The sequence below is a fragment of the Branchiibius sp. NY16-3462-2 genome (assembly GCF_001594145.1).
GTDB lineage: Bacteria > Actinomycetota > Actinomycetes > Actinomycetales > Dermatophilaceae > Branchiibius.
In genome coordinates this window covers 44626-56721 of sequence record NZ_LVCF01000030.1, presented here as the reverse complement: position 1 = coordinate 56721, position 12096 = coordinate 44626, and the positions used below count along the sequence as shown (strand labels likewise).

Annotated in this window: 14 protein-coding genes and 1 tRNA gene; 8 read left to right on the top strand and 7 right to left on the bottom strand. The window is 66.0% G+C overall.

Going from position 1 to position 12096, the window contains the following annotated elements; translation table 11 throughout:
- The first annotated feature begins 21 nt into the window (after positions 1-21).
- From AZH51_RS08200 to katG, 3 genes are all read left to right on the top strand, one after another.
- Complete coding sequence (locus tag AZH51_RS08200) at positions 22-879, top strand: NAD(P)-dependent oxidoreductase (protein WP_291523129.1); 858 nt, start codon at positions 22-24, stop codon at positions 877-879.
- Positions 880-948: 69 nt separating this feature from the next.
- A complete protein-coding gene (locus tag AZH51_RS08195) occupies positions 949-1386 on the top strand; it encodes a Fur family transcriptional regulator (RefSeq protein WP_291523127.1) in 438 nt (145 codons plus the stop codon).
- Between the two features lie 82 nt (positions 1387-1468).
- A complete protein-coding gene (katG, locus tag AZH51_RS08190; protein ID WP_291523188.1) occupies positions 1469-3631 on the top strand; it encodes a catalase/peroxidase HPI in 2163 nt (720 codons plus the stop codon).
- 54 nt (positions 3632-3685) lie between these two features.
- Here the strand turns inward: katG and add are convergent, their stop codons facing one another.
- Positions 3686-4693 carry an adenosine deaminase gene (add, locus tag AZH51_RS08185; RefSeq protein ID WP_291523125.1) on the bottom strand — a complete coding sequence of 336 codons (1008 nt, stop codon included), beginning with the start codon at positions 4691-4693 and terminating at the stop codon, positions 3686-3688.
- A 130-nt stretch (positions 4694-4823) separates the two neighbouring features.
- Between add and AZH51_RS08180 the strand changes: the two genes are divergently transcribed.
- The 3 genes from AZH51_RS08180 to AZH51_RS08170 all read left to right on the top strand — a co-directional run bounded on the left by AZH51_RS08180 (position 4824) and on the right by AZH51_RS08170 (position 6576).
- Positions 4824-4896, top strand: a tRNA-Thr gene (locus AZH51_RS08180).
- A gap of 169 nt (positions 4897-5065) precedes the next feature.
- Positions 5066-5500 (top strand): hypothetical protein, encoded by a 435-nt coding sequence (locus AZH51_RS08175; protein WP_291523123.1) that lies wholly within the window; start codon positions 5066-5068, stop codon positions 5498-5500.
- Between the two features lie 311 nt (positions 5501-5811).
- Positions 5812-6576, top strand: a complete 765-nt coding sequence (locus AZH51_RS08170; protein WP_291523121.1) for a hypothetical protein — start codon at positions 5812-5814, stop codon at positions 6574-6576.
- A gap of 215 nt (positions 6577-6791) precedes the next feature.
- Here the strand turns inward: AZH51_RS08170 and AZH51_RS08165 are convergent, their stop codons facing one another.
- On the bottom strand, positions 6792-7283 hold the full coding sequence (locus AZH51_RS08165; protein WP_291523119.1) for a DUF2500 domain-containing protein: 492 nt from the start codon (positions 7281-7283) through the stop codon (positions 6792-6794).
- 44 nt (positions 7284-7327) lie between these two features.
- On the opposite strand from AZH51_RS08165, the gene AZH51_RS08160 reads away from it, so the two are divergent.
- A complete protein-coding gene (locus tag AZH51_RS08160) occupies positions 7328-7828 on the top strand; it encodes a nitroreductase/quinone reductase family protein (RefSeq protein ID WP_291523117.1) in 501 nt (166 codons plus the stop codon).
- Here AZH51_RS08160 and AZH51_RS08155 read toward each other — a convergent pair.
- Genes AZH51_RS08155 through AZH51_RS08145 form a run of 3 tightly spaced genes read right to left on the bottom strand, consistent with a single transcriptional unit; the run spans position 7825 to position 10125 of the window.
- A complete protein-coding gene (locus AZH51_RS08155) occupies positions 7825-8223 on the bottom strand; it encodes a VOC family protein (RefSeq protein WP_291523115.1) in 399 nt (132 codons plus the stop codon). The genes AZH51_RS08160 and AZH51_RS08155 overlap by 4 nt on opposite strands.
- A 10-nt stretch (positions 8224-8233) precedes the next feature.
- Entirely contained in the window at positions 8234-8989 is a 756-nt protein-coding gene (locus AZH51_RS08150) for an SDR family oxidoreductase (RefSeq protein WP_291523113.1), read from the bottom strand.
- Positions 8990-8991: 2 nt separating this feature from the next.
- Positions 8992-10125, bottom strand: coding sequence for an acyl-CoA dehydrogenase family protein (locus tag AZH51_RS08145; protein ID WP_291523112.1), 1134 nt, complete (start codon positions 10123-10125; stop codon positions 8992-8994).
- 61 nt (positions 10126-10186) lie between these two features.
- Here AZH51_RS08145 and AZH51_RS08140 point away from each other — a divergent pair, with 61 nt between their 5' ends.
- A complete protein-coding gene (locus tag AZH51_RS08140; RefSeq protein WP_291523110.1) occupies positions 10187-10762 on the top strand; it encodes a TetR/AcrR family transcriptional regulator in 576 nt (191 codons plus the stop codon).
- On the opposite strand, the gene AZH51_RS08135 is transcribed toward AZH51_RS08140, so the two are convergent.
- Positions 10749-11738, bottom strand: a complete 990-nt coding sequence (locus tag AZH51_RS08135) for an SRPBCC family protein (RefSeq protein WP_291523108.1) — start codon at positions 11736-11738, stop codon at positions 10749-10751. The two genes, AZH51_RS08140 and AZH51_RS08135, sit on opposite strands and share 14 nt — an antisense overlap.
- On the bottom strand, positions 11735-12058 hold the full coding sequence (locus tag AZH51_RS08130) for a helix-turn-helix transcriptional regulator (protein WP_291523106.1): 324 nt from the start codon (positions 12056-12058) through the stop codon (positions 11735-11737). The genes AZH51_RS08135 and AZH51_RS08130 overlap by 4 nt, the downstream gene beginning before the upstream one ends.
- Positions 12059-12096 lie beyond the last annotated feature (38 nt).

Genomic DNA, 12096 nt, shown 5'->3' with positions numbered 1-12096 from the left:
CAAACAACAAAGGAGTTGCGAATGTCGTTGCAGGGCAAGACCATCATCATGTCCGGTGGGAGCCGGGGGATCGGCGAGTCCATCGCGCTGCGCGCGGCCGCGGACGGTGCGAACGTCGCACTGCTGGCGAAGACCACCGAGCCGCACCCCAAGCTGCCCGGCACGATCTACACCGCGGCCGAGGCGATCGAGAAGGCCGGTGGCCAGGCGCTGCCCCTGGTGGGCGACGTCCGCGATGACGAGTTCGTGGCCTCCGCAGTGGCTCAGACCGCGGAGAAGTTCGGCGGCATCGACATCGTGGTCAACAACGCGTCGGCGATCGATCTGACCGACAGCGAAACGATCCCGATGAAAAAGTACGACCTGATGACGCAGATCAACACCCGCGGTGCGTTTCTGCTGTCGCGATGCGCGATCCCGCATCTGCGGAAGTCGGACAACCCGCACATCCTGACCCTGTCGCCGCCAATCCTGCTGGATGACAAGTGGTTCAACGGTTTCACCGCCTACACGATCGCCAAGTACGGAATGTCCCTGGTGACCCTGGGTCTGGCCGGGGAACTGCGTGAAGACGGCGTTGCGGTCAACTCGCTGTGGCCACGTACGGCGATCGACACGGCCGCCGTACGCAACATCGTCGCCCCGGGTGAGGAGAAGCGCAGCCGGACGCCCGAGATCATGGCGGACGCGGCGTACGTCATCCTCACCACCCCCAGCCGCGAGCGGACCGGTCAATTGCTGATCGACGACGACGTGCTGGAAGCCGCCGGTGTCACCGACTTCTCGAAGTACCTGTTGCCCGGTGCCACCGACGCGGACCTGGCGCTGGACTTCTGGGTCGAGCCGAAGGGCGACGTGGGCAACTTCTCGCTGCACTAAACGGCTGCCGCGCGCCCGCCCGACGGCTAGACTTGAATTATTCAAGAAAAGGCAGCAGGGTGGCGATCAATGGATGACAGCGACTTCGAACAAGTGCTGAGAGCGGCGGACTTGCGGGTCACCCGCCCCCGCCTCGCCGTACTGGACGCCGTGCGCCACCACCCGCACTCCGACACCGCCAGCGTGCTGACAGCGGTCCGCGCGCAGGAGCCAGCTGTGTCGCAACAAGCGGTGTACGACGTGTTGGCCGTACTCGCCGACGCCGGCATCGTGCGCAAGATCCAGCCCGCCGGATCGGTGGCTCGCTATGAGCTTCGTGTCGGCGACAACCACCACCACATCGTCTGCCGCACCTGCGGTGCCGTCGCCGACGTCGACTGTGCAGTCGGCGCGGCGCCGTGTATCGAGCCCTCGGACTCGCATGGCTTCGTCGTCGACGAAGCAGAGGTCACCTATTGGGGGCACTGCCCCGACTGTGCTTCACAAGTTGTATCTGCCACTCACTGAAAGGGATTCAGCCATGCCCGACAACCTTCCGGACGCTTACCCGGACGACCACAAGACCCATGCCAACGCCGAAGTCGGCGACATGAACGACCAGTCGCCCGCGGGTTGCCCGGTACTGCACGACGCCGGTGCTCAGCCGACGCAGGGTGACGCCAACCGTGGTTGGTGGCCCGAGCGGCTCAACCTCAAGATCCTTGCCAAGAACCAGCCGGCGATCAGCCCGCTCGGTGCTGACTTCGACTACGCCGCAGAGTTCGCCGCCCTCGACCTGGCGGCCGTGAAGTCCGACATCGCCACTGTCCTGACCGACAGCCAGGACTGGTGGCCCGCCGACTTCGGCAACTACGGCCCGCTGATGATCCGGATGGCCTGGCACAGTGCAGGCACCTACCGCGTCCAGGACGGTCGCGGCGGCGCCGGCACCGGTCAGCAGCGGTTCGCGCCGCTGAACTCCTGGCCGGACAACGCCAACCTCGACAAGGCCCGCCGGTTGCTGTGGCCGGTCAAGAAGAAGTACGGCAACGCGCTGTCCTGGGCGGACCTGCTGATTCTCACCGGCAACGTCGCGCTGGAGACCATGGGCTTCAAGACCTTCGGCTTCGCCGGTGGTCGGGTCGACGCGTGGGAGCCGGATGACGACGTCTACTGGGGCCCGGAGACCGAGTGGCTCGGTGGTGAGCAGGGCGGCGCCCAGCGTTACAAGGGTGACCGTGAACTCGACAACCCGCTGGCCGCTGTCCAGATGGGTCTGATCTACGTGAATCCGGAAGGCCCCGAAGGCAATCCGGACCCGCTGGGCTCCGCACGCGACATCCGCGACACCTTCGGCCGGATGGCGATGAACGACGAGGAGACCGTCGCGCTGATCGCCGGTGGTCACACCTTCGGCAAGACCCACGGTGCTGCGACCCCCGACGGGCACGTCGGACCCGAGCCGGAGGCTGCCGGGATCGAGGCCGGGGGACTGGGCTGGCTGAGCACCTACAGCTCCGGTGTCGGCAAGGACGCCATCACCTCTGGCCTGGAAGTCACCTGGACCGACGTGCCCACCCAGTGGAGCAACCGGTTCTTCGAGATCCTCTTCGGCTACGAATGGGAGCTGGAGTCCTCTCCGGCCGGAGCACACCAGTGGGTCGCCAAGGACGCCGAGGCCATCATCCCCGCGCCCGACGAGGGCGGAGCCAAGCGCAAGCCGACCATGCTGACCAGTGACCTCGCGCTGCGCGAGGACCCGGCGTACGAGAAGATCTCCCGCCGGTTCCTGGAGAACCCGGACGAGTTCGCGGATGCCTTCGCCCGCGCGTGGTTCAAGCTGACCCACCGCGACATGGGTCCGGTCGCCCGCTACGTCGGCTCCGAGGTGCCCACCGAGGAGTTGTTGTGGCAGGACCCGATCCCGGCCCCGGCGCACGTCGCCAGCCCGGAGACGATCGCCGCGGTGAAGCAGCAGATCGCGGACTCGGGACTTTCGGTAGCGGAACTGGTGTCGACCGCGTGGGCCGCTGCCTCGTCGTACCGCCACTCGGACAAGCGCGGCGGCGCCAACGGTGGTCGGATTCGCCTTGAGCCGCAGCGCAGCTGGGAGGTCAACGACCCGCAGCGACTGGCTTCGGTGGTGGCCAAGCTGGAGGAGATCGCCGGCGCCAACGACATCACGTTCGCTGACACGGTCGTCCTCGCCGGCAACGTCGGCGTCGAAAAGGCCGCTGCTGCAGCGGGAGTCACGGTCGAGGTGCCGTTCACGCCGGGCCGTGGCGACGCGACCAAGGAGCAGACCGACGTCGAATCCTTCGCCTGGCTGGAGCCGAAGGCCGACGGGTTCCGCAACTTCGTGCGCTCCGACGCCAAGCTGCCGGCGGAGTACCTGCTGGTCGACAAGGCGAACCTGCTCAACCTGACCGCGCCGCAGCTGACGGTGCTGGTCGGCGGTCTGCGGGTGCTGGGCGCGAACGCTGCCGGGTCCACCGACGGCGTCCTGACCGACCGTCCGGGTCAGCTGACGAACGACTTCTTCGTCAACCTGCTCGACCTCGGAACCGTCTGGCACGCAGCGGGTTCCAACGACCAGTTCGAGGCTGAAGGCGGCAAGTGGACCGGCACGCGCGCGGACCTGGTCTTCGCGTCCAACTCCGAATTGCGTGCGGTGGCTGAGGTGTACGCCCAGGACGGCGCGCAGGAGAAGTTCGTCAACGACTTCGTCGCGGCGTGGGCGAAGGTCATGGACAGCGATCGGTACGACGTCTGATCGTTCTCGTCACTGCAGCCCGGACCCTTCGCGGGTCCGGGCTGTGGTTCTTTTCTAGCCGCTGAGCGCGTCCAGGATGCGCGCTTTCTCTTCGTCTTCCATGAACGACGCCGCAATGCTGTTGCGCGCCAGGCGGATTACCTCTTTCCGGGTGAGGTCGAGCGCGCTGATCGTGGCGATGTAGTTCTCGTTGAGGTAGCCACCGAAGAACGCCGGGTCATCGGAGTTGACGGTCGCAACCACTCCGGCGCGGAGCAACTCGGCCAGCGGGAGATGCCGGAGACTGGGGACGATTCCCAGCGCAAGGTTGGACAGCGGACAGACCGTCAGGGGCACACCGGTGTCGCGAAGGCGGCGGATGAGGGCAGGGTCCTGGGCTGCCGTGACGCCGTGGTCGATGCGCTCCGGGTCGCACAGATCAAGGGCTTGCTCGACGTACGTCGATGGGGCGTCCTCGCCGGCATGGATGGTCCGGTGGTAGCCGCGTCGCTTCGCTTTGGCGAAGAAGCGCGCGAACTTGGCCGGGGGATTGCCTCGTTCCGCACCGCCCAGACCGATGCCGAGGATGCGCTCGCGCCACGGCTCGATGAGGTCGAGCAACTCCAGCGCGGTTGCTTCCTCGCGGTGCCGTTGCGCAGTGCAGAGCACCTGGGCGTCGATACCCCATTCGGTCCGGGCGTCATCGATCGCCGCGAAGACGCCGTCCAGCATCGTCGCGATCTCTACGCCGGTGTCGAGGAAGGTCTGTGCTCCGAAGAACGCCTCGGCGCGGACCACGTTGTCGAGGTGTGCGCGTCGCAGGTAGTCGATGGTCATGTCGTAGAAGTCGTCACGCGTGCGCAGCGTCCGGGCCGCGGCCCACAGGACTTCGAGGAAGCCCGGCAGGTCCGGGAAGTCGTACGCCGACCTCAACTCGTCCTCGGATTGCCACGGCAGATCCACGTTGTTCCGTCGAGCGCACCGGATGGCGGTGGCCGCACTGATGGTGCCTTCGAGATGAACGTGCAGTTCGGCTTTGGGGAGCGACTGGACGAGGTCGGCGAAGGCATCGGTACTGGTCATGGTCTTTCCAGTCTCCGGCAATCGGACCTGCCCGTCGGCCGATCGCGCCATAACCGTCCGCCGCCGGGGCGACGTGACGAGTGACCCTCTCATGCCAGGTAGCATCGTGCGGGCTTACTTCGGTGAGCACGCCGGCGTAGCTCAGTTGGTAGAGCGCCTCACTTGTAATGAGGATGTCGCGGGTTCGACTCCTGTCGCCGGCTCCGCCCAGTACCGCTATGTCCTGCGCAAAATCGATCCAGGCGGCGCTTTAAGTCCGGGATTCCCGACGTCGAGCACCATCCGACGGGGTTGATCTCGTTGCAGGGGAATCGGATTCGCATAGCAGGGCGGTGTTTAGGCGCTTTACTGTTTAGCTGCTAAAATCTAGCCATGGCGGATCAGGAGAACACCAATAACACCGCGGCCGCGTTCACCGTGAACGTCACCCGCCACGGAACCGCTTGGCACGGGAACATTCCACAACTGGACGACGCGAGCACGCACGCGTCGACGCTGCCCGGCCTGGTCGACAAACTCCGGGACGCCGCAATCACCGCGGCCGACCTGCCCGCCGATGCGCTGGTCGAGCTTGACCTGGAATTCGATGACGGGTTCCCGGAACTGGTCGCTGCCGCCTCGGTGGGTAAGGCGCGCCGGGATCATGCCCGCAATGCTGAGCAGATCGCGGCTCGCACGAACGATGCGGTGCATCAATTGGTGCAGCACGGCTACTCGGTGCGTGACGTTGCCCTAGTCGTGGGGATTACCGCCGGCCGGGTCTCGCAGATTACTGCGGCGTCGGGTGCTCGTCGCACTGGTCGTTAAGCACGACGCTGCGAGCGGAGCGAGTGCTCGCAGCGTTGATACATGAAGAAGTCACGGGCCAGTGAGTGGCCCTGGTCAAGGTAAGGGGAGTTGGTTTCACGATGAAGGAAACACAGGTAGATGCGCAGGGTACGGTTCGGTGCCCGGTGTGTGGTGCGAACGATTTCTCGGATAAGCGCACGGGCAAAGCGAAGGTCGGCGGTGTCCTGACGCTGGGCGTGGGGGTTGTTGCGATGCCGAAGCGGCTCAAGTGTCGCGGGTGCGGGACCAACTTGAAGCGTGGTGGCGGTCCATACACCCCGCGGAGGGGAATGCCGGGATACGAGGAGGACACCCGGATCGCGGAGGCGTTGGCGCGTCGGGAGGAGTCGGCGGCAAAGGCCGATCTCTTTCGGGCGCAGCGTGCAGCTGAGCAGCGCGCAGCGCAGGAACGTGACGAGCAGGACGTGGAGTCGACTCCGATGCTTGATGCGCCTGACCCGACCCGACAGGGCGTGTCGGAGCCGGTGAGCTCAGAGCCGGTGCAGGAGAAGGTGGCGGCGCTGATGCAGATGAACCCGCAGGCCAAGCCGGGTAAGCCGATGCTGGTGCGTTGGACGATCGGGACGGTCGTCGTAGCGGTGTTGTTCGCGGTGGGGTCGATGCTCCCGGGTGGTGGCAGTGATGCTGCTGAGCCGGCGGCGACCACGACCTCGAGTGCGGCTGCGACACCGAAGGCGACGACGCCGACACCTAAGGGCACACCGAGCAGCAGCGCGCCTAGCAGTAGTGCCCCGTCGACGTCGAGTGCGGCAGTCGACCAAAAGTACGCCGACCAACTCCTCGCCGACTTCAAGCAGGGCGCCCCGGCCGATCAAGCACGGTTGGTCACCGCAATCACCGACGACAACGGATGGCTGCGGATTCAGACACGCCTCGACTTTGACAACAAGCAGCACAAGGAGCCTGCCAAGCAGATTCTGCGCGGCATGGTGAACCTCGTGAATCTGAACGAACCGGGCCGGTACGGCACCCCTGACTGGGTGATTGTGCAGGACCGTGGCGGGGTGGATATGGCTCAGAAGATGGTGAAGTAGTTAAAACTGACTACCTGCGAGGCCCTCGGACCGTTGATGGCCCGGGGGTTTTGCCGTGGCCGGCCCGGGGTCTAAGTCGGGCTAGTAGATCGCGGTGGTCTGGATCAGGGCCGGGTCGAAGGTGCGGTTGCCGCGCTGATCCCGGCCAGGCAAGCACCGCGACGATCGCCCCGTTGCTCATCTCGGGCAGACGTGCTGGCACCCGCGGCGGGGTGTTAGCCCATTCTCCGGTTGAACTCAATCAGCCGGGTCCCTTTGGTCACCGTCTGTCCCCAATCACCCTCGGCCACTAGGCCATACAGCTGGCCCGAGACATGCCATTCCTTGCGGTTGCCGACCGAATCCTCGATCGTCACGTAGTACCAGGTCGACGCGCTCGTGCCGCCCATCGGCATACCTGTCGTCACTGGGCCGCCAGCGACCCCGGTCATCGGTGCGCCGCCTCCGATGACGGTGGCCGGACTGCCGCCGCCGACGCGAGTCCTTTTGGCGACGACGCGACCTTGTCCGTTGATCCGTGGCGCTGCCGCTTCCCGAATTCCCCGGATCACCATGAGCGCAATCAGACCCACGATGCTGAGGGCGACGAGTGCGAAAACGGCGACAAACCAACCGGGTATCCCGAAACCGCCGAACGAGTCGGAACTTGGATCGAGGGGAGACCCGAAATCAACCCCCGGATCGGTTGGCAAACCGGTGTTGTTCATGACTTCTCTGCCCCCAGCCGTAGACACCGGTCTATCGTGACCGGATGCGTTTCGATGAGGCTAACGCGGCCCAGAAGGCGTGCAGACAACTTGGCGGAATCAAGCCGATGGCCTGGGTCTTCGCGCGCGTCCTGCACCGTGTCGACAACCCTTTGCTGCAGCGCACCGGCGGCAAGACCTCGGTGACCGGCTTGCTCACCGGACTGCCGATCATCGAACTGACCACTACCGGCGCACGGTCAGGTGAGCCGCGCACGATGCCTCTGGTCGCCGTACCCGACGGTGATCGGCTGGTCGTCCTGGCGTCCAACTTCGGTCAGCACCAGAACCCGGCGTGGTACTACAACCTGCGCGCCCACCCCCAATGCACCGTGACCCATGCGGGCGAGTCGGTCCCGATGGTCGCCTACGAGGCGACCGGAGACGAGCGAGAGCGTCTGTGGCAGTTGGATCTTCAGACCTACCCAGCCCGGGCAAAGTACGCCGATCGCACCGGTGGAAGGCGCATCCCCGTTATCGTCTTGTCGGCTTCCGACGCTGACTAACCAGCCGTCTGCTGGTTACGCTCCCTCTGGTTGCGCAGGATGCAGAACTCGTTGCCCTCCGGGTCGGCCAGGACTGCCCAGCCCTTTCCGGAGGGTTCGCGCAGGTCGTCCACGATCGTGGCACCCAGCGCAATGACCCGCTCGATCTCGATGTCCCGACTACCGTCATGCGGCATGAGGTCGAAGTGCAGCCGGTTCTTGCCGGTCTTGGCCTCGGGGACCTCGATGAACAGGACGTGGTGGTCGGTCTCCGGGTCGAGGATCATGCACTCTTCGTGCCCTGGCTCGTTCGGATCGTCCGCAACGTCAACGTAACCGAGCACCTGCTTCCAGAACTCCGAGAGCTCGTAGGCATTGCGGCAGTCGACGGTGGTGTGCGAAATGAAGGACGTCATGTGTCTATGTCTAGCGCGGCGCCATCCGCAGCGCGCCGTCCATCCGGATCGTCTCGCCGTTGAGGTAGTCGTGCTCGACGATCATCGTCACCAGGCGTGCGTACTCCTCCGGCTGGCCGAGGCGGTGGGGGAAGGGCACGTTCGCGGCAAGTGAGTCCCGGACCTCGTCACCAAGGCTGGCGAGCAGCGGCGTGTCGATGATCCCAGGAGCGATCGTGTTCACCCGGATCCCGAACTGCGCCAGGTCGCGTGCCGCCGGCAGCGTCATCCCGACCACGCCCCCCTTGGACGAGGCGTAGGCGACCTGGCCGATCTGGCCCTCGAAGGCGGCGATCGACGCAGTGTTCACGATGACGCCGCGCTGACCGTGGTCCAGCTCCGGTGTCTTCGAAATGGCCTCTGCCGCAAGGGCAAGCACCGTGAAGGTGCCGATCAGGTTGATGTTGATGATCCGTGAGAACAGGTCGAGGTCCGCGACACCCTCCCGGTTGAGAATCCGCTTCGGCGGTCCGATGCCCGCGCACGAGACGGCCGTCCGCAGCGGCGCGAACTCCGCGGCCGACGCGATCACCTGCCGCACCTGCTCGGGGTTGGTCACGTCAGCCTCGAGAAGCGTTACGCCCTGGACTTTTTCGGCCTTCTGAATGGAAGCGGGGAGATCGAGTGCGAACACCGCAGCCCCTTTCCCGGCGAGCGCTCGAGCGGTCGCGGCACCCAGTCCGGACGCGCCACCGGAGACCACGGCCGACGTACCTTGAAGCTCCATGTTCAACCCTTCTTCTTGAGATCGCGCCCGATCACCAGGCGCTGGATCTGGTTGGTTCCCTCGAAAATCTGCATCACCTTGGTCTCGCGCATGTAGCGCTCGACCGGGAAGTCCTTGGTGTAGCCCGCACCGCCGAGCACCTGGACGGCGTCAGTGGTCACCCGCATCGCGTTGTCCGTCGCGACCAGTTTGGCGATCGATGCCTGACGTGAGAACGGACGCCCGGCATCACGCAGCCGAGCGGCGAAAAGGTAAGTGGCACGTGCTGATTCGACGGCCGCCGCCATGTCGGCGAGCAGGAAAGAGAGCCCCTGGTGGTCGATGATCGGCACGCCGAAGGCCTCGCGATCCTTGGCGTAGGCCACGGCCACGTTGAGCGCCGCCTGCGCGACACCTGTTGCGACGGCGGCGATCCCGAGGCGCCCGCTGTCCAACCCGGCGAGCGCGATCGACAGTCCCTGACCCTCATCGCCGAGCCGCCGCTCCACCGGAACCCGCACCTGGTCGAACCGCATCGTTGCGGTCGTCGAACTCATCAGGCCCATCTTCTTCTCCGGCGGATCGGCCACCAGACCCTCGGTCGACGCTGGCACCAGGAAACAGGTGATGCCCTCATCGGCGCGGGCCATCACCTTGTAGTAGTCCGCCTCGCCGCCGTGGGTGGTCCACGCCTTCGCGCCGTTGATCACGTACTCGTCGCCCTCACGACGCGCGGTAGTGCGCATCGCGGCCGGGTCGGATCCGGCGTGGGCCTCGGAAAGGCAATAGGCACCGAGCAATTCGCCGCCCAGCATGTCGGGAAGCCAGCGTTGTTTCTGGTCTTCGGTGCCGGCGTGGAAGAGGCCGAAGCAGCTGAGCGCGTGCACGCTGATGCCGACCCCGACCGCCGCCCACGCGGTGGCGATCTCCTCGACCACTTGCAGGTAGACCTCGTACGGCTGGCCGCCACCGCCGTACTCCTCCGGGTAGGGCAACCCCAGCAAGCCTGCGCGGCCCAACGTCCGGAAGGCCTCCCGGGGGAACCTCGCCTCGCGCTCGGCCTCATCGACGTACGGCGCCAACTCCTTGGCAGCGATCTCCTGGGTCAGTGCGAGCAGGTCTGCCGCGTCGTCGTCCAGCAGCCGTTCGACGGCCATGACTCCTCCAGTGGAGTTCGGATAGGTGTACTCAAGTTCTGTTATCAGTACACTTCAGAACGTGGCCAGCCGCAACCCCCGCCGGTCGGTCCGGCAGGAGCAGATCCTTGACGGGCTGATCGACCTCTTCCTCGCCGAGGGCTTCGCCGCGTTCTCGGTGGCTGATCTGGCCGAGCGGCTGCAGTGCTCGAAAGCCACGCTCTACGACCTGGCCGACAGCAAGGAGCAACTGATTGCGGCCGCGCTGCGCACCTTCTTCCGGCGAGCGACGGACCAGGTGGAGGCGGACCTGGCATCGGTCGACGACCCGGTGCAGCGGATCGATGCGTACCTGTCAGCGATCGGCCGGGCGTTGCAGCCGGCTGGGGCAGCGTTCTACGACGACTTGCAAGCCTTTGCACCCGCCCGCGAAATCTATTCGCAGAACACGGCTTTCGCTGCTGACCGGGTGCGTGAACTGGTCCAGGACGCCGCCCCAGCGCAACGTGCCGTTGATGCAGACTTCATCGCTGCAGTCGCCGCGCAGACGATGGAGTCCATCCAGACCGGCGACCTGCGCGAGCGAACGGGTCTGGACGACGCGGAGGCCTACCGCCAGTTGGCCGCGTTGATCGTGAGCGCAGTCAGTCCCCGGTGACCGGCAGTTCCTGGTACGCCGGGTAGAGGACTTCCATACGAGCGTCCGAGTCGCAGCGACCCAGCCCCGCGACGTACGCGCCGAGGTCCTCCAGGTGAATCTGGGTCCCCGCGCCGTAGCCGGCGACCATGTTGGCAGGCAGTCCGCGGTGCTCGACAGTGAGCACGGTCTCGTCACCGTCGGGGGTCAGCGTGACCTCGACCGACTCCCGACCGTCACTGCTGGTGGTCACGAAGCGGCGGGGCGGTTCGCACTCGGTGATCGTGTCCTCGCCTTCGGCTCCGCTGGCGAACATCCTGTAGCGGTAGGTGTTTCCGACGGCCAGCGTGCCTTCGAACTCGCCCAGCCAGCGGGCCAACCGGTCCTTCTCGGTCAGGGCGGACCACAGGTCTTCGACGTCGGTCGCAAAGCGTTCCTCCAGTCGGATCGATCCAGTCGAACCGTCGGAGTGCAGCGTCCCCAGCAACCGAGGAGAGCTGGACGGCTCACCCAGCACAGCGGCGTACGTCGGCATCATCGCCTCCCAGCGGGGCTTCCACGCCTCCGGCTCTTGGCCGGAAACCGCCGCTTGGAGGTCCTCCAGGTGCACCTGCCAGCCAGCGCCGTGGGCGAGTTGCTCGGCTCGGGGCAGGCCGGCGTCCTCCACGATCAGGCGCGTGCCACCCGCCTCCTCCTGCAGACGTACGACGATCCGGGACTCCTGCTCGGTCCCCATCCGTAGGGAGTAGGAGTACGGCGGCTCGCACGACTCGATGACGCCGGTCCCGTCCCAACTGCTGGTGAAGGTCACGTGGACCTCGCCACCGACGCGCAGATCACCGGTCACGGTCGCGATCCACCGGGCCAGGCGGGCCGGGTCGGTGACCGCGTCCCACAGGTCCGTCACGCTCGTGGGGTAGACGTCCTGGACGCGGATAGTCACGCGATCGCCGTACTCGATGATCGAACTGAGCAGTGCGGGGGTGATGGTGCTCATGGGGATTTCCTCTGTTTCTTGCCTCGGGCAATTTCGGTGTGCAGTGCCGCGAAGCGGTGTTCCCACTCGCGCTGGCGCTGCCCGAGCCAGTCGCCGATCTCGGCCATCGGCTCCGGGCGTAACCGGTAGATCCGGCGTTGGGCCTCGTGCTCGACAGCCACGAGTCCGGCGTCGCGCAGCACCGAGAGGTGCCGGGAGGCAGCAGGTTGGGAGATGGGCAGTAGTGCGCCAAGTTCCCCGGCGGATGCCGGGCCCTGGCTCAGCCGCTCCAGCATGACCCGGCGATGCGGGTCGGCGAGAGCCCTCAGCGCGCTGTCCATTCTGCCAGCATAGCGATGTAGTTATATAACGCAAGGGC